This window comes from Streptomyces sp. Ag109_G2-15, assembly GCF_900215565.1.
GTDB lineage: Bacteria > Actinomycetota > Actinomycetes > Streptomycetales > Streptomycetaceae > Streptomyces > Streptomyces diastatochromogenes.
On the sequence record NZ_OCNI01000001.1, the window covers coordinates 94,859 to 111,962 of the forward strand.

General features: G+C 72.2%; 13 protein-coding genes and 1 pseudogene. 10 read left to right on the forward strand and 4 right to left on the reverse strand.

All coding sequences use genetic code 11. The features are described from left to right. The first annotated feature begins 218 nt into the window (after positions 1-218). Together CRP49_RS00355 and CRP49_RS00360 are read left to right on the forward strand one after the other, a co-directional pair. The gene (locus tag CRP49_RS00355; protein WP_094219851.1) at positions 219-452 is read left to right on the forward strand and encodes a hypothetical protein; all 234 of its coding nucleotides are present in this window, start codon (positions 219-221) and stop codon (positions 450-452) included. 160 nt (positions 453-612) lie between these two features. After that, a complete protein-coding gene (locus CRP49_RS00360) occupies positions 613-1,296 on the forward strand; it encodes a TIGR04222 domain-containing membrane protein (protein WP_097251601.1) in 684 nt (227 codons plus the stop codon). Positions 1,297-1,416: 120 nt separating this feature from the next. On the opposite strand, the gene gcl is transcribed toward CRP49_RS00360, so the two are convergent. Next, positions 1,417-3,204 carry a glyoxylate carboligase gene (gcl, locus tag CRP49_RS00365; protein ID WP_097251602.1) on the reverse strand — a complete coding sequence of 596 codons (1,788 nt, stop codon included), beginning with the start codon at positions 3,202-3,204 and terminating at the stop codon, positions 1,417-1,419. 195 nt (positions 3,205-3,399) lie between these two features. Here gcl and CRP49_RS00370 point away from each other — a divergent pair, with 195 nt between their 5' ends. Beyond that, positions 3,400-4,137, forward strand: coding sequence for a hypothetical protein (locus CRP49_RS00370; RefSeq protein ID WP_097251603.1), 738 nt, complete (start codon positions 3,400-3,402; stop codon positions 4,135-4,137). 34 nt (positions 4,138-4,171) lie between these two features. On the opposite strand, the gene CRP49_RS00375 is transcribed toward CRP49_RS00370, so the two are convergent. Both CRP49_RS00375 and CRP49_RS00380 read right to left on the reverse strand, forming a co-directional pair. Then, positions 4,172-5,767, reverse strand: coding sequence for an AMP-binding protein (locus CRP49_RS00375; protein WP_097251604.1), 1,596 nt, complete (start codon positions 5,765-5,767; stop codon positions 4,172-4,174). After that, positions 5,764-7,437, reverse strand: a complete 1,674-nt coding sequence (locus CRP49_RS00380) for an AMP-binding protein (RefSeq protein WP_097251605.1) — start codon at positions 7,435-7,437, stop codon at positions 5,764-5,766. The genes CRP49_RS00375 and CRP49_RS00380 overlap by 4 nt, the downstream gene beginning before the upstream one ends. Before the next feature lie 127 nt (positions 7,438-7,564). On the opposite strand from CRP49_RS00380, the gene CRP49_RS00385 reads away from it, so the two are divergent. From CRP49_RS00385 to CRP49_RS00400, 3 genes and pseudogenes are all read left to right on the forward strand, one after another. Further along, the gene (locus CRP49_RS00385) at positions 7,565-8,401 is read left to right on the forward strand and encodes a helix-turn-helix transcriptional regulator (protein WP_097251606.1); all 837 of its coding nucleotides are present in this window, start codon (positions 7,565-7,567) and stop codon (positions 8,399-8,401) included. 172 nt (positions 8,402-8,573) lie between these two features. Continuing rightward, a pseudogene (locus tag CRP49_RS00390) lies at positions 8,574-11,407 on the forward strand (AAA family ATPase). Positions 11,408-11,609: 202 nt separating this feature from the next. Beyond that, entirely contained in the window at positions 11,610-12,401 is a 792-nt protein-coding gene (locus CRP49_RS00400; RefSeq protein WP_097251607.1) for a trypsin-like serine protease, read from the forward strand. Between the two features lie 123 nt (positions 12,402-12,524). On the opposite strand, the gene CRP49_RS00405 is transcribed toward CRP49_RS00400, so the two are convergent. Continuing rightward, on the reverse strand, positions 12,525-13,628 hold the full coding sequence (locus CRP49_RS00405) for a winged helix DNA-binding domain-containing protein (RefSeq protein ID WP_097251608.1): 1,104 nt from the start codon (positions 13,626-13,628) through the stop codon (positions 12,525-12,527). 155 nt (positions 13,629-13,783) lie between these two features. On the opposite strand from CRP49_RS00405, the gene CRP49_RS00410 reads away from it, so the two are divergent. The 4 genes from CRP49_RS00410 to CRP49_RS00425 all read left to right on the forward strand — a co-directional run bounded on the left by CRP49_RS00410 (position 13,784) and on the right by CRP49_RS00425 (position 17,094). Continuing rightward, entirely contained in the window at positions 13,784-14,926 is a 1,143-nt protein-coding gene (locus CRP49_RS00410) for a magnesium and cobalt transport protein CorA (RefSeq protein ID WP_179851451.1), read from the forward strand. A 100-nt stretch (positions 14,927-15,026) separates the two neighbouring features. Next, positions 15,027-15,533, forward strand: coding sequence for an SDR family NAD(P)-dependent oxidoreductase (locus tag CRP49_RS00415; RefSeq protein ID WP_097251609.1), 507 nt, complete (start codon positions 15,027-15,029; stop codon positions 15,531-15,533). A gap of 8 nt (positions 15,534-15,541) precedes the next feature. After that, positions 15,542-16,516: an RNA polymerase sigma-70 factor gene (locus tag CRP49_RS00420; protein WP_097251610.1), complete on the forward strand. Its 975-nt coding sequence runs from the start codon at positions 15,542-15,544 to the stop codon at positions 16,514-16,516. Further along, positions 16,513-17,094 (forward strand): NADPH-dependent FMN reductase, encoded by a 582-nt coding sequence (locus tag CRP49_RS00425; RefSeq protein WP_094219863.1) that lies wholly within the window; start codon positions 16,513-16,515, stop codon positions 17,092-17,094. Before CRP49_RS00420 ends, CRP49_RS00425 begins: the two co-directional genes overlap by 4 nt. The last annotated feature ends 10 nt before the right edge of the window (positions 17,095-17,104 follow it).

Sequence of the window (17,104 nt, forward strand, 5' to 3'; positions counted from 1 at the left end):
TTCCCGGTTCCGTCGCATCCGCCGCGGTCCCAGCCCACCCGGACCCCGTCCGGCGGCGCGAATGTCCTGTCGCGCCCAGCCTCGCGCCGTCGGACGGTCATCACACGGCACCGAAGCGCCCCCTGCTCAGGGGGCGCTTTCGTGCTGTCCGGACTCGGTCCGGGCCCCGTCCGGGCTCCGGGGGTGCGCTCGTGCCGCTTCCGCAGGACGCTGAACCCATGGGCAATCCGACGCAGTACCCCCACATCGTGGTCCACGCTCCGGCCCTCGACGGCTCCCGGCGCGTCACCGAGGGGGACGTGACGCTGGGGCTCGCCTCCCACCTGGACGATGTCATCGAGATCCTGCGGCTGGCCGACCTGGACCGCATCGAGGTCGAGGAGAGCGACCTCATCGAATGGCAGGGCGGCGGGCCGGACGACTGGCCGGGCCTGTCGGAGCACGAGGTCTAGTCACGCCCGGTACGGCAGCGGCCGTACCCGGCCTACGCAACCCTCAAATCAACCTCTGAACACCGCGAGAGAGGCTTCGACGACCGTCACCGGCGGGCACAACACCGACACATGGGGCCCGCCGGCACGGGGGCGGCGGGTCCCGTACGGGGGGTGTCTCATGGACAGTACGACGTCGATTCCGCCGGACCCTTGCGCGGTCGCCCTGCTGCGGGGCGGCGACCGCGCCGCCGTGACCGTCGCCGTCCTCGGGCTGCATCTGCGGGGCGCGGTCGAGGCCGGCCGCCCGGGCACCCTGCGCAGGACGGGGACGCGGGACGCCGTGTCCTTCCGCCACCCCCTGGAGAAGGCGGTACGCACCGGCCTCTACCGGCCCGCCGGACCGCGGGAGTTGCCCGGCAGGGTGATGGTGCGGCGGGCCCTGGCCCGGATGCGGGCCGAACTCGCGGCGGCCGGCCTGCTGCGGTCCCTGCCACCCGGCCGCACCCGCGCGGCCCGCCGCCACCTGGCGGAGCTGCGCGAGCGCCACCCGCTGCCCGACGGCCCCGACGGCCTGGCGGAGGAAGAGGTGCTGCTCGCCGTCGCGCTGTACGGCGACCGGGCCCTGACGGCCCTGCTGCCCCGTTTCGCCCGCGACTCCGGCCTCACCGGCCGCGGCACCCTCGCCGACGAGGGCCTCTTCCCCTTCGGCCGGGGCAGCGGCATCCGCGGCATCATCGGCGACGAGGGCCAAACCGGCTGGAACGGCAACGACCACGATGCCGGAGGCGGCCACGGGCACGGCGGCCACTCACACGGCGGCCACGACTACGGCGGCGGGTACGGAGGCGGCGGGTTCGACTGAGAGCCGGCGTCCACGGACATGCGGCATCGTCGGCGACGAGGGCCGAGAGTCGGCCCGGCACATGGGTGAGGGGCGGCCCATCCTCCCCGGATGGGCCGCCCCTGGTGTGCTTCTGTCGGATCAGACCTTCAGTGGCTTGATCGACGTCGGTGCGTGGCCGGGCTCGGTGGCCAGGTCCTCGAACTCGGAGATGTCGCTGATGTCCATGGTGCGGCTCATCGAGATGTTGGTGATCCGCTCCAGGATCGCCTCGACGACGACCGGCACCTGGTACTCGGCGGCCAGCTTCTTCGCCTGCTCGAAGGCGGCGCCGAGCTGGTCCGGCTCGGTGACCCGGATCGCCTTGCAGCCCAGGCCCTCGGCGACCTTGACGTGGTCGACGCCGTAGACGCCCAGCTCGGGGGTGTTGATGTTCTCGAATTCCAGGTTGACCTGGAAGTTGATGTCCAGGCCGATCTGCGCCTGACGGATCAGGCCCAGGTAGGCGTTGTTCACGAGAACGTGGACGTAGGGGATCTTGTGCTGCGCGGCGACCGCCAGCTCCTCGATCAGGAACTGGAAGTCGTAGTCGCCGGAGAGCGCGACGACCGGGGACTCCGGGTCGGCCTTGGCGACGCCGATCGCGGCCGGGATGGTCCAGCCGAGCGGGCCGGCCTGGCCGCAGTTGATCCAGTGACGCGGCTTGTAGACGTGCAGCATCTGCGCGCCGGCGATCTGGGAGAGGCCGATCGTGGTGACGTACCGGGTCTCCGGGCCGAAGGCCTTGTTCATCTCCTCGTACACGCGCTGCGGCTTCATCGGCACGTTGTCGAAGTGCGTACGGCGCAGCAGGGTGGCCTTGCGCTCCTGGGTGGAGGCGACCCAGTCGGCGCGGTCGGGCAGCTTGCCCTCGGCCTTCAGCTCCTTGGCGACCTCGACGAACAGTTCCAGCGCGGCCTTGGCGTCGGAGACGACACCGTAGTCCGGCGGGAAGATCTTGCCGATCTGCGTGGGCTCGATGTCGACGTGGACGAACTTGCGGCCCTGGCGGTAGACGTCGAGCTTGTAGCCGGTGTGGCGGTTGGCCCAGCGGTTGCCGATGCCGAGGACGAAGTCGGACTCCAGGAAGTTCGCGTTGCCGTAGCGGTGCGAGGTCTGGACACCGACCATGCCGGCGTTCAGCTCGTGGTCGTCGGCCAGGGTGCCCCAGCCCATCAGGGTCGGGACGACCGGGGTCTGGGTCAGCTCGGCGAACTCGACCAGCAGGTCGGCCGCGTCGGCGCCGATGATGCCGCCGCCGGCGACGATCAGCGGGCGCTCGGACTCCAGGAGGAAGGAGATCGCCTTCTCGATCTGGGCGCGGGTCGCGGTCGGCTTGTAGACCGGGAGCGGCTCGTACGTCTCCGGGTCGAACTCGATCTCGGTGAGCTGGACGTCGATCGGCAGGTCGATCAGGACCGGGCCGGGACGGCCGGAGCGCATCAGGTGGAAGGCCTGCTGGAAGACGCCGGGGACCTGCGCGGCCTCCAGGACCGTGACCGCCATTTTGGTGACCGGCTTGGCGATCGAGGCGATGTCGACGGCCTGGAAGTCCTCCTTGTGGATCACGGAGGTCGGGGCCTGGCCCGTGATGCACAGGATCGGGATGGAGTCGCCGATGGCCGAGTACAGGCCGGTGATCATGTCGGTGCCGGCGGGGCCGGACGTACCGATGCAGACGCCGATGTTGCCCGGCTTGGTGCGCGTGTAGCCCTCAGCCATGTGCGAGGCGCCCTCGACGTGGCGGGCGAGCGTGTGGTTGATGCCACCACCCTGCTGCAGCGCCTTGTAGAACGGGTTGATCGCCGCGCCCGGCACACCGAAGGCGTCCGTGACGCCCTCGCGCTTGAGGATCTCAACTGCCGCTCGGGCAGCGGTCATACGAGCCATCGAGTACTCCTGCTTCGGCTGTCGGATGCGTACTCCCCTCGCGCCCCGCGGTGAGTACTTCCGTATTGCGGAAAGTAATTTCTACTATCTGAAATCAATGTAGGTGGGTCCCCGAAGGTCGTCAAGAGAGGGACAAGGAGGTGCCGACAGGAGCACGATGGGGAGCGCTGTCCCGACGTGACGCCTGGAGTGGCCATGCCCGAGAGCGTGCCGGTGCGCTGTCCGGCCTGTCGGCGCGAGCACGTCTACACCGCGCCGCCCTATCCCTGTGCCTGCGGCAGACCGGTCGCCCCGCGGCTGGACCTGACGGCCGGGCCCGCCGTCCTCGCGCACCGCTCCTGGGACGAGGACTGGGTCACCGTGCGCTGCACCGCCTGCGGGTGCGGCAACCAGTTGCCGCACCCGGAACTGGGCTGCCCCTGCGGCACGGTCCTGCGCATCGCGGTGCGGGACGCCGTGTCACCGGCGGCATCGGGGGAAGCGGCCGTACCGGGCGATGCCCCGTCGCCGACCGCACGGCCGGACGCGCCCGCCCCGAAGAGCGACGGACGGACCCCCTTCCGGCCCGTCACCATCCGCACCGCCCGCGACGCCGTCACCGCCACCGCGCTCTATCTGCGCTGGCTCGGCTACCGGGACATCCGCCGCGCCGACCAGCGGCCCCCGTCCGGCATCGGCCTCGCCGCGCACGGCCTGGTCGCCCAGGTGGACCCCGCCGTGCGCCCGGCCTCGCTGCGGGACGTGGAGTGCCTGTGGCTGACGGCCATGACGGAGTCCGCGGGCTGTGTCTACTTCTCCCTGGCCGGATACGCCGAGGACGCCCGCGCCGGCGCCGACACGCTGGGCGTCCCCCTGTTCGTCATCGACCTCACGGGCACCCCGACCCCGGTGAACGGCCCGGGACGGAACCTCGCCCGGTCGGGCGAGGCCTGACCCCTGGCCCCCGGCCCCCCGGCCCCCCGGCCCCCTAGGCTCCCCGGACTCCGTACGTCTCCCGCAGCTCCACCTTGCGCACCTTCCCGGACACCGTCATCGGGAAGGAGTCGAGGATCTGGAGGCGGCTCGGAATCTTGTAGTGCGCGAGCCTGCCCTGGCAGTAGGCGCGCAGGTCCTCCAGGGTGAGCGGGTCGGCCGCGTCGCGCGGGATCACGCAGGCCAGCACCTCCTCGCCGTACTTCTCGTGCGGCACCCCGACGATCTGGACGTCCTGGATCTTCGGGTGGGCGTAGAGGAACTCCTCGATCTCGCGCGGGTAGATGTTCTCGCCACCCCGGATGATCATGTCCTTGATCCGGCCGACGATCTCCACGTACCCGTCCTCGCGCATCACCGCGAGGTCCCCGGTGTGCATCCAGCGCCCCGCGTCGACGGCCTCGGCGGTCTTCTCGGGCTCGTTCCAGTAACCGAGCATCACGCTGTAGCCGCGGGTGCACAGCTCGCCGGCCGTGCCGCGCGGCCGGGTGACCCCGGTGGCCGGGTCGACGACCTTGACCTCCAGGTGCGGCAGGACCCGGCCCACGGTGCCGGTGCGGTGCTCCAGGTCGTCCTCGATGCGGGTCTGCAGGGAGACCGGTGACGTCTCGGTCATGCCGTAGCAGATGGACACCTCCTCCATGTGCATCTCGGCGACCACCCGCTTCATCACCTCGACCGGGCAGGGTGAGCCCGCCATGATGCCGGTGCGCAGGGTCGAGAGGTCGTACGACGCGAAGTCGGGGAGGTTCAGCTCCGCGATGAACATGGTCGGGACGCCGTACAGGGACGTGCAGCGCTCCTGCTGGACCGCCTCCAGCGTGGCCTTCGGGTCGAAGGACGGCGCCGGGATGACCATGCAGGCGCCGTGCGAGGTGGCCGCCAGATTCCCCATGACCATGCCGAAACAGTGGTAGAACGGCACGGGAACGCAGATCCGGTCCTGCTCGCTGTAGGCGATCATCTCCCCGACGAAATAGCCGTTGTTGAGGATGTTGTGGTGGGAGAGGGTCGCCCCCTTGGGGAAGCCCGTCGTGCCCGAGGTGTACTGGATGTTGATCGGGTCGTCGCAGGACAGGTCCGGGTACGGCGCCGGGGTCCCGCGGGCGATCAGCGCGTCCCAGCCGGGGTGCCCGATGTACACGGTCTCCCGCAGCCGCGGGCACCTGCCCCGCACCTCCTCGACCATCGCCCGGTAGTCGCTCGTCTTGTGGCTGAGCGAGGCGAAGAGCAGCGAGATGCCGGCCTGGTTGAGGACGTACTCGACCTCGTGGGTGCGGTAGGCCGGGTTGATGTTCACCATGATCGCGCCGATGCGGGCGGTGGCGTACTGGACCAGCACCCACTCGGGGCAGTTGATCGCCCAGATGCCCACCCGGTCGCCCTTGGCTACCCCGCTCGCGAGCAGTGCGTGCGCCAACTGGTCGACGTCCGACGCGAATTGGGCGTAGGTCCAGCGCCGCCCCGAGGGCACGTCGACGAGCGCCTCGCGGTCCGGCCAGGCCGCGACGGCCCGGTCCAGGTTGGCGCCGATGGTGTCGCCGAGCAGAACGGTCGGGCTCGTCCCGTGCGTGTACGACAGCTCGGTCACCGGAAGTCCTCCTCGCGGTACTCGTCGGCCGAGCCCGCGGCGGTCGCCTCGCGCAGCTCGATCCGGCGGATCTTGCCGGAGACGGTCTTGGGCAGGACACCGAACTCCAGGCGGCGGATGCGCTTGTAGGGGGCCAGGACCTCACGGGAGTGCTCGAACAGCACCTTGGCGGTGTCGGGTCCGGGCTGCCAGCCCTCGGCGAGGACGATGTACGCCTTGGGCACGGCCAGGCGCAGCTCGTCCGGTGCGGGTACGACCGCCGCCTCGGCGACCGCCTCGTGCTCCAGCAGCGCGCTCTCCAGCTCGAACGGGCTGATCTTGTAGTCGGAGGCCTTGAAGACGTCGTCGGCGCGGCCGATGTACGTCAGGTAGCCGTCCTCGTCCCGGGCGGCGATGTCGCCGGTGCGGTAGTAGCCGCCGGCCATGGCCTCGGCGGTGCGGTCGGGGTCGCCGTGGTAGCCGGTCATCAGGCCCACCGGGCGCTCGGACAGGTCGAGGGCGATCTCGCCCTCGGCGGCTCCGGGGGCGCCGGAGACCGGGTCGAGGAGTTCGACGCGGTAGCCGGGGCTGGGCCGGCCCATGGAGCCGGTCTTCAGGAGCTGGCCGGGGCTGTTGGAGACCTGGACGGCGGTCTCGGTCTGTCCGAAGCCGTCCCGGATGGTGATGCCCCAGGCCCGGCGGACCTGCTCGATGACCTCGGGGTTGAGCGGTTCACCGGCCGCGACGACCTCGCGGGGCGGGGTGGCGAGCTGGGTCAGGTCGGCCTGGATGAGCATGCGCCACACGGTCGGCGGGGCGCAGAACGTGGTCACCCCCGCCCGGTCCATCTCGGCCATCAGCCGGCCCGCGTCGAAACGCGTGTAGTTGTGGATGAAGACGGTCGCCTCCGCGTTCCACGGCGCGAACAGGTTGGACCAGGCGTGCTTGGCCCAGCCGGGCGAGGAGATGTTCAGGTGCACGTCACCGGGCCTGAGGCCGATCCAGTACATGGTGGCCAGGTGCCCGATGGGGTACGAGGTGTGGGTGTGCTCGACCAGCTTGGGGCGGGCGGTCGTACCGGAGGTGAAGTACAGCATCAGCGGGTCGTCGGCCCGCGTGGGCCCGTCGGGGGCGAACTCGGCGGGGGCGGTGTACGCGTCCTCGTACGCCTCCCAGCCCTGCTCGGGCACTCCGCCGACCGCGATCCGGGTGTAGGTGCCGGGCACGTCCGCGAACTTGGCGGTGTCCTCGGCCCGTACCAGCACGTGCTTCACCCGGCCGCGCTCGACCCGGTCACGGAGGTCGGCGGGGCCGAGCAGCGGGGTGGCCGGGATGACGACCGCGCGCAGCTTCATCGCGGCCAGCGCGGTCTCCCACAGCTCGGCCTGGTTGCCGAGCATGACGAGGATGCGGTCCTCGGCGGCGACGCCCCGCGCGCGCAGGTGGTTCGCGACCCGGTTCGAGCGCTCGGCCAGCTCGGCGAAGGACAGCCTGGTCTCGGTGCCGTCCTCCTCGACGATGTGCAGGGCGGTCCGGTCGTTGCCGTCGGCGATCACGTCGAACCAGTCCAGCGCCCAGTTGAAGTGCTCGGGCCGCGGCCAGGCGAAGCCCGCGTGGGCGGTGGCGTAGTCCTCGCGGTGCTCCAGCAGGAAGTCCCGGGCACTCCTGAAGACCTCGGTCGCCGTCGTCATCGGTTCCTCCTAGGTTCCGGACCATTGCCGGGCGGCTCTCTGGCATCGTCTAATCCGTGATGCAGGTCTCACTACCCCCGAACGGGGGTGTGGTCCCCCCACGTGACCGCGCCGAAGGAGCGAAGAGGTGTCAGCACAGGCCGTGGCGGCGGTGGAGATACGCGGTGCGCTGGTCCGGCTGCGGCGCACCACGGGGCTTCCGGTCGCCTTCGGCGGCCTGGTCGAGTACGGCCGGCCGCAGATCCGCATCAGCGAGCTGAGCGGCACCACCACGGCCGCCCTCAGCTCGCTCGCGGTGACCTCCGGCAACGGGCTGGGCGGCAAGGCGGTCGCGCTGGCCCGGCCGTGCGCGGTCACGGACTACTCGGTCTCCCGGCAGATCAGCCACGAGTACGACGTCCCGGTGGCCGCCGAGGGCATCCGCTCGGTGCTCGCGGTGCCGGTCGTGGTGCGGCGGCGGGTGCGCGGGGTGCTGTACGGCGCGCTGCGCTCGGCCCAGCCGCTGGGCGACCGCACGCTGGGCGCGGCGGTGGCGGCGGCGCGGGATGTGGAGCAGGCGCTGGTGGTGCGGGACGAGGCGCGGGTGCTGCTGGCGGCGGCCCGGCCGGAGCCCGTCGAGGTGCCCCCGGGGCAGGGTGCCGCCTGGGAGCAGGTGCGCGAGGCGCATGCGGCGCTGCGCGCGCTGGCGCCCCGGATCGCCGACCCGGGCCTGCGCGCCGAACTGCTCGCCGCCTGCGGGCTGCTCACCGTGCCCCGCCCCGCCGGGGGCGCGAGCCTGGCGCCACGCGAGCTGGACGTGCTGTCCTGGGTGGCGGCGGGCGCGACCAACGCGGCCGTGGCCGAACAGCTGGGCCTGCGCCCGGAGACGGTGAAGGGGTATCTGCGCTCGGCGATGCGGAAGCTGGGCGCACACACACGAGGAGAGGCGGTGACCGCGGCACGCCGGGCGGGACTGCTGCCGTAGGCGGGCCCTGGGGGCCTTGTGCGGCAGTCGTAAGGAGACTTGCCCATTCATGCGACGACGCTTTGAATTTACCTATGCGTGACCGTTTGTTATTTCCCTCACCACGGCTTCCGTCCGAATTTAAAGGATCGTTGCTTAGAATTTGGCCCGGACACGACACAGGAGGGGAGCGGTGACCGTGCGACGGGACTTCCAGGAGCCTGCCCGATGCCGCCCCGACCTGCTCATCGGCCGCGAGGAGCTGTTCGCCTCGGCCCGTGACCAACTCGCCTCGGGCGGCAGTGTGCTCCTGCACGGCCCCGCCGGAATAGGGAAATCGACCGTCCTGCGGGCATTGGCCGAGGAATACGGCGCCAGCGCGCGCACCGTCTTGCGCTGCTCCGCCACGGAGTCCGAATCCCACCTTCCGTTCCTGGCCCTCGCCGACCTCCTCGGTCTGGTCCTCGACGACGTCTCCCCGCGGCTGCCCGCCGCCCAGCGCACCGCCCTGGAATCGGCACTCACCGGACGCGGCGAGTCCAGCCTCCAGCGCGACGGCCTCGCGCTGCGCCTCGCGGTGCTCTCCGCGCTGCGCGCGCTCGCCGCCCAGGGCCCGGTCCTGGTCGTCGCCGACGACCTGCAGTGGCTGGATCCGGCCAGCGCCGAACTGCTCGGCTTCGCCGCCCGCCGCCTCGAGGGCACCCCGGTCCAGCTGCTCTGCGCGGCCCGCACGGAGGGCCAGGAGAGCCAGGAGTACGACCGCCACCTGCGCGCCTGCCCGCCGGACACGCTCGCCGTCCGGCTCGGCCCGCTCACCCGCACCCAGGTCGCCCAGCTGCTCGACCACCGCGGACACGGCGGTCTGACCCGCTCCACCGTCCGCGAGATCCACCGCACCAGCGCCGGCAACCCGCTGTTCGCCCTGGAGCTGGGCCGCGCCCTCGCCGACAGTCCGACCCCGCCCCGGCCGGGCGAGCCGCTGCCGGTGCCGACCTCGCTGCGCGCCCTGGTGCTCAGCCGCCTGGACATGCTGTCGGTCGAGGCCCGCCGCACCCTGCTGGTGGCCAGCGCCGGCGCCCGCCCCACCCCGGCGCTGCTGCACGCGGCCGGCCGGGAGAACGCCGAGGCCGAGTGCGCCCAGGCCGCCGAACTCGGACTGCTCGCCACCGAGCCGGACGCGCCGGCCGTACGGTTCGCGCACCCGCTCATCTCCGCCGCGCTGTACGCGGAGGCGCCCGCCCAGGAGCGGCGGGCCGCCCACGCGGCCCTGTCCACCGCCGCCTCCGACCCGATCGAACGGGCCCGGCACCTCGCCCTCGCCACCACCGGCACCGACCCGAGGTGGCCGCCCGGCTCGCCGAGGCCGCCGCCCTCGCCCGGGACCGCGGTGCCCCGTCGGTCGCCGCCCAGCTGGGGCTCCTCGCCGCCCGGCACACCCCCGCCGACAGCGTGCCCGGCCCCGACGAGCGGCGGCTGCAGGCCGCCGAGGACGCGATCACCGCCGGCGAGGTCGACCTGGCCCGGGACATCGCCCGTGAGGTGCTCACCCGGGCGACCGTGCCCGCGGACCGGGTACGGGCCTGGATCTACGTCATCGACACCGCCGGCCACACCATGGCGGAGGTCGACGCCGTCTTCCCGCAGGCCCTCGCCGACGCCGGCGACGACCCGCGGCTGCTGGCCCAGGTCCACTACCAGCTGGCGTGGCGGGCGCTGATCGTGGAGGGCGACTTCACCGAGGCCCGGGAGGCGGCCGCGCACGCCGCCGAGCTGGCCGAGCGCGGCGCCGACCGGCGCACCGAACTGCTCGCCCTCGCCCTGCAGGCGCAGACCGAGACCCTGATGGGCCATCCGGAGGCCCCCCGGACCATCAAGCGCGCCCTGAAGGAGCCCCAGGACCCGAGAGTGGCCTGTCATCACAACGGCGCGGGCAGTGCCCGGTTCCGCTGGCTGGTCATGGGCGACCAGCTGGCCGAGGCCCGGGCGACGGTCACCGCGCTGCTGCGCGAGGTGCGCCGGCGCGGCTCGGTGGAGAGCGAGGTGCACTTCCTGCGCGGCCTCGCGGAGACGGAGCTGCGCTCCGGGCACTGCGGCCGCGCCCTGGAGCTGGCCCGCGACAGCCTCCGGCTCGCCCGGGACTCCGGTATCGGCGAGACCGCCTCGGCGATGCTCACCTCGCTCGCGGAGGCCTCCGGCGGGGACGTGGACCGCGCACTGGCGCTCGCCCGGGAGGCGGTGGAGCACGCCGAGGAGGACGGCGACCAGATGTACCTGTCCCGGGCCCTGGGCGCGCTCGGATACGCCCAGTTGGTGGCCGGCGACCCGGCGGGCACCGTCCGCTCGCTGCGCCGGGTGCGCCGCCTGGAGCTGGGCCTCGGCATCACCGACCCGGCGCGCGGCCGCTGGCACGGCGACCTCGCCGAGGCGCTGGTCCGCATCGGTGAGCCGGCCGAGGCGCAGGACGTCATCGACGCCAGCCGCGAACACGCCCTCCGGCTCGGCCGGGAGAGTGTCATCGCCGTGCTCGACCGTGCGGAGGCGCTGGTGCGCGCCGCGCACGGCGACCACGAGGCCGCCGTCGCCCAGCTGACGTCCGCTCAGGACCGGCTGGCGAAGCTCGGCTACGGCCTGGAGGAGGCGCGGGCCGCGTTCGCGCTGGCCCAGCTGCGCACCCGGCGTCCGGAGGGCGGCCCGCGCAGGTCGACGGCGTACGACGAGGCCACCCGGCTGTTCCGGCGCTGCCGCGCGCTGCCGTGGCTGCGCCAGGTGGACGAGGCCCTCACCGCCCCGGAGCCCGAGCCGGCTCTCGCCTCGCCGGAGACCCTGGACGCGCTGGCGGGTCTGGCCGCGATGGAGCGCCAGGTCGCCGCGCTCGTCATGGAGGGCGCCACCAACCGGGAGATCGCGTCCCGGCTGTTCGTCAGTGTGAAGACCGTCGAGGCGACCCTGACCCGGGTCTACCGCAAGCTCGGGATCCGCTCGCGGGTGGACATCGTCCGTTTGGCGGCGGCGCGGCGCGCGAAGTGACGGCGCGCCAGGTTAACTGACACGGACCGAGGGTTTTCCCTCACCCCACCCCCTAGGGGGTTCCCTCATTGGGAGTCGAGGGTTCCGGGTCCTAGCGTAAAGGGCGTGCCGCTCGCCCGGGCATACGGGGGTCGGTCCCGCGACCCCCGTGCACAACCCCACCCGCGCGACCCCCCACCGGCAACCCCCACTGAGGAGACTCATGTTCGGGTCAAGACGTGCCAGAAAGACCGCCGCGACCCTGGTGGCCACCGCCGCCGCCGCGGCGACCGCGCTGCTCGCCTCCCCCACGGCGAACGCCGCACCCCAGCCCATCGTGGGCGGTACGACCACCACCACCACGGCGTACCCCTTCATGATGCAGATCACGGACGCGTCCGGCAGCCAGTTCTGCGGCGGCACCCTGGTGGCCGCCAAGAAGGTCGTGACGGCGGCGCACTGCATGGTCGGCGAGTCGACCAGCAGTGTCCGTGTGGTCGGCGGCCGGACCTACCTGAACGGCACGAACGGCACGGTCAGCCGGGTGAGCAAGATCTGGATCAACCCGGACTACACCGACGCCACCAACGGCGACGACGTGGCCGTCCTGACCCTCTCGACGTCGATGCCGTACACCCCGGCGTCGTACGTCTCCTCGTCCCAGACGGGCGTGTACGCGGCCGGCACCACGGCCCGGATCCTCGGCTGGGGCACCACCTCGGAGAACGGCAGCTCCTCCAACCAGCTGCGGACCGCGACCGTCCCGATCGTGGCCGACTCCAGCTGCAAGAGCTCCTACGGTTCGGACTTCGTCCAGACCGACATGGTTTGCGCCGGATACACGTCCGGCGGCGTAGACACCTGCCAGGGCGACAGCGGCGGTCCCCTGCTCATCGGGGGCGCCCTGGCAGGGATCACTTCCTGGGGCGAGGGGTGCGCGGAGGCGGGTTACCCGGGTGTGTACACCCGGCTGACCACCTTCTCGAACCTCGTGACCACGCAGGTCAACTCGTGACCCGGAAGCAGAACACCTGAGCATCCCTCAGGTAGATACCAGGGGGCGTTGCGGGCCACCACGAGCGGCCCGCAGCGCCCCCTCTCCATGCGGCGTACGGCGCTGAGACGTCCGGGGGGCGGCTCAGCGCCGTACGACGGTGCCGAACCGGATGTCGTACGACGTCCCGGGGTGCATCGTCGCCAGCATCCGCGCCCCCTCCGCGGTCACGTCCTCCCGCTGGGCCTTGGTCAGCTCGCCGAAGGGCTCGATGACCAGGGTGTCCCCCTCCGGCTTCCACAGCCCGGCCAGGAAGCCGTCGACGAGGAGGGTGCGGTGGGCCTGATTGCCCTGCCAGCTGCGGCCCCAGTAATCGGCGGGTATGACGCGGGTGCGGTCGGCGTGGGAGAGGAGCAGGTTGTCGAACTCGGGCAGGAAGCGGGGCGGGGCCGGGGTGCCGGGGTCGGGGCGGGGCGCGTCGGGCAGGTCGAACAGTTCGACTCCGCTCGGGTCCCGGAAGGTGAGGAGCCGCGGGCGCAGGCGTTCGAAGGCGCCCTTGAGCCGGGTGAGTCCGGCCCAGGTCTGCATGTCCTGGACGGAGGCGGGTCCGAACGCGGCGAGGTAGCGCAGGACCACGGCGTCGGGGGCGGGGGCCGGCTCGGCCGGGCGGCCGAGCCAGTGCTCGGCGGTCGTCAGGGCCACCTGTCCGCTCCGCTCCCACAGGCCGCGCGGGGTCACCTGGACCAGGGGCAGCCTGCAGCGGGCGGCGACGCCGAGGGACTGCGGGTCGGCGTCCGGCCACTCGGTGCCGAGCGCCTCGCGCAGCTGGGCCATGGTCCGCGGTTCGGCCTCGACCAGCTCCCGGGCGAGTGCGGCCAGCCGGTCGAGGTCGACCCCGGCGAGGCCCTTGCGGAAGTTCGTCAGCTCCCGGTCCCGGGCGGGCTGGACGAGCGGCCTGAGGGTCAGGCAGTCCTCGGCGGTGTGGGTGTGGATGGTGGAGCGCAGGGTGACGATCCGGACGGCCTCGCGGGCGGCCATGAGCGCGGACAGCTGCTCGGGGGCGAACCCGTCGAGGCGGGCGGCGAGGGCGTAGTACGGGGGCCTGACGTTCTGCGCCTGGAGGCCGACGAGGTGCCGTACGGCGTCCGCGGCGGACAGCGGGGAGCGGCGCAGCAGGAGCTGCCGGTCGAGGGTGGCGCGGTTCAGGGCCCGGGTGTCCAGGAGGGGAGCTGCGCTGCTCTTCGTCATGCCGGCACGCTAGCGCCGCTTGCGGACACCTTCTGTCCGTAACTCTCACCGAACCCTGGACCGGTTCCGGGCGCCCGGACCGGGAGGCCGCGGCTATCCTGCACGTATTCCGCTTCGTGATCACGCCGTACGCAGGCTCGACGGAGAGGCAGCCGATGTCCGAGCGCCCCAACGGCAGAAACGGCGGCCGCAGGTCCGTCTGGCGCCGTACCGTCACCGCGGCCCCCGCCACCGAGACTCCCGCGGCCGCCCCGGAGCCCGCCGAGCCGGCCGAGCCGGCGAGCGTCGTCCAGGCGGCGCTGTACCGGGACGGCGTCCGGGTCTCCGCCCCCGCCACGCTCGCCGAGACCTTCCACGAGCTGCGCGACCAGCCCTCGGGCATGGCCTGGATCGGCCTCGCCCGGCCCACGGCGGACGAACTCCTCTCCCTGGCCGCCGAGTTCGATCTGCACCCGCTCGCGGTCGAGGACGCGATGGAGGCCCACCAGCGGCCGAAGCTGGAGCGCTACGGCGACACGCTCTTCGTCGTGCTGCGGGCCGCCCGCTACCTGGACGCGCCGGAGGAGGTCGACTTCGGCGAGCTGCACGTCTTCGTCGGCCCCGACTTCGTCATCACCGTCCGGCACGGCGCGGCCCCCGACCTGTCCGCGGTCCGCCGCCGCATGGAGGACTCCCCCGAGCTGCTGAAACTCGGCCCCGAGGCGGTCCTGTACGCGATCCTCGACGCGGTGGTCGACGGCTACGCGCCGGTCGTCTCCGGCGTCCAGAACGACATCGACGAGATCGAGACGGAGGTCTTCCGCGGTGATCCCGAGGTCTCCCGCCGTATCTACGAACTCTCCCGCGAGATGGTCGAGTTCCAGCGCGCCACCCGCCCGCTGGTCGGCATGCTGCACGGTCTGATGGCGGGTTTCGCCAAGTACGAGACCGACGAGGAACTCCAGCGCTACCTCCGTGACGTCGCCGACCACGTCACCCACACCAGCGAACGCGTCGACGGCTTCCGCCAGGCCCTCACCGAGATCCTCACCGTCAACGCGACCCTGGTCACCCAGCAGCAGAACGCGGAGATGCGGGCCCTCGCGGAGGCGGGGTTCGAGCAGAACGAGGAGGTCAAGAAGATCTCCTCGTGGGCGGCCATCCTGTTCGCGCCGACGCTGGTCGGGACGATCTACGGCATGAACTTCCACGACATGCCGGAGCTGGGCTGGAACTTCGGGTACCCCTTCGCGATCGGGTTGATGGGGGTCGTCTGCGTCAGCCTGTACGTCATCTTCAAGCGGCGGGACTGGCTCTAGAACCCGCACTCCTCGCTCGGCGCGGCCCGCCATGTCACAAACGGCCCGGCTGTCTCGTCTCGGGTAGCGAACACAGACTCTCCCGGACAGGAGCTGGACCGTGAACGAACCCGCCACGCACCGGAAGGCGGCACTGATCACCGGGGCGAACAAGGCGATCAGCCGTGCGATCGCCGAGCAGCTCGCCGCGCTGGGCATGACGGTGCTGATCGGCGCAGGCCGGCTCGACGCGCTGGCCAACAACGCGGGCATCACCGGATCCGGGCAGGTCTCACCCGAGGACGCCCGCGATCAGATCCCCAGCTCCGTCGACCTGGACATGGTCCGGACGGTGTTCGAGACCAACGTCTTCGGGGTGATCGCGGTGACCAACGCCCTGCTTCCGCTGCTGCGGAAGGCACCGGCGCCGCGCATCGTCAACGTCAGCAGCGCCGCCGGGTCGCTGACCATCGCCGCCGACCCCGGCTACGTCGACACGGACATCAACGACCACAGCGGGTACCTCGCCCCCGCACAGGGAGCCGCGGTCGCGGTGCGGCTGGCCACGCTCGCGGATGACGGACCGACCGCCGGGTTCTTCAACGCGGACGGCCCGCTGCCCTGGTAGCCGACACGATGACCGAATTCGACGAAGGTACCGCCGAGGAGTTCGAACAGCTGCGGCCGCTGCTGTTCTCGATCGCCTACCGGATCCTGGGCAGCGTGAGCGAGGCCGAGGACGCGGTTCAGGAGACCTGGCTGCGCTACGAGACCTCCCCGGCACGCCCCGCGAAGGCCAAGGCCTTCCTCTCGGCCGTGGTGACCCGGATCTCGATCGACGTGCTGCGCTCCGCCCGGGTCAGACGCGAGGAGTACGTCGGCCCGTGGTTCCCCGAACCGCTGCTGGCCGACCCCTACCAGGACCCCGAGCGCTCGGCGGAGCTGGCCGACTCGCTGTCGATGGCCGCCCTGTTGCTGCTCGAACGGCTCACCCCGCTGGAGCGCGCGGTCTTCGTGCTGCGGGAGGTGTTCGCCTTCGGCTTCCCCGAGGTCGCCTCGGCCGTCGGGCGATCGGAGGCGGCGTGCCGCCAGCTCGCGGTACGGGCGCGTCGGCACATGGACGCGGGCCGGCCCCGCTTCGAGGCCGACCGGCGCGAGCGCGAGGAACTCGCCCGACGGTTCCTCGACGCCTTCCGGGATGGGGACGTCGACGCGCTGCGGGAGCTGCTGGCCGCCGACGCGTCCCTGGTCGGCGACAGCGGCGGCAAGGCCCCGCAGTGGCGGCCCTCTTTCCACGGTGCCGGGAACGTGTCCCACGTACTCGCCGCGCTCCTGCTGTCGTACGTCCGGGTCGGCTGCGCCATGGAGCCGCACGAGGTGAACGGACAGCCCGGCGCGATCTTCCGCGACCGCGAGGGCAGGGTCATCAACACCTGGGCGCTCGACATCCTCGACGGGCGGATCCACACGATCCGCTCGGTGCTCAACCCCGACAAGCTCGGGCACGTGGGTCCCGTGGCGGACATCTGGGCGATCCTCCGCGAGGCCGACCAGGGGCCGCGCCAACACACCTTCAGCGCACCAGAACCCGAACAGGAGAACCGGACATGATCAGGATCGGCGTCATCATCGGCAGCACCCGCCCCGGCCGCAACGGCGAGCAGGTGGCCCGATGGGTACGGGACGTGGCGGCCGAACACGTGGGCGACGCCGCGGACTTCGAGCTGGTGGACCTGAAGGACCACGCGCTGCCGCTGCTCGACGAGGCCGTCCCGGCGCGCATGGCTCCGGGGCGGCACCCGCACACCCGGCGCTGGGCCGAGCGCATCGGCGCGTGCGACGCCTACATAGTCGTCACCCCCGAGTACAACACCGCCCCGCCCGCCGCCCTGACCAACGCCATCGACTACCTCTACGAGGAGTGGGGCGGCAAGCCGGTCGGCTATGTCGGGTACGGCATCTTCGGCGCGGTCATGGCGGTGCAGAAGCTGCGCGCGCAGGCGGGGCCGCTGCGGATGGCGGACATCGGGCCGCAGGTGGCACTGTCGCTGCGCGAGGACTTCGTGGACTTCGCCGACTTCAAGCCGCAGGAGCCGCACGGGGCGGAGGTGCGCGGGCTGGTCGACGAGCTGCTGGCCTGGGCGCGGGCGCTCGCCCCGCTGCGCGCTGCTTCCCCGGCCGCTGTCTGACGGCCTGCGG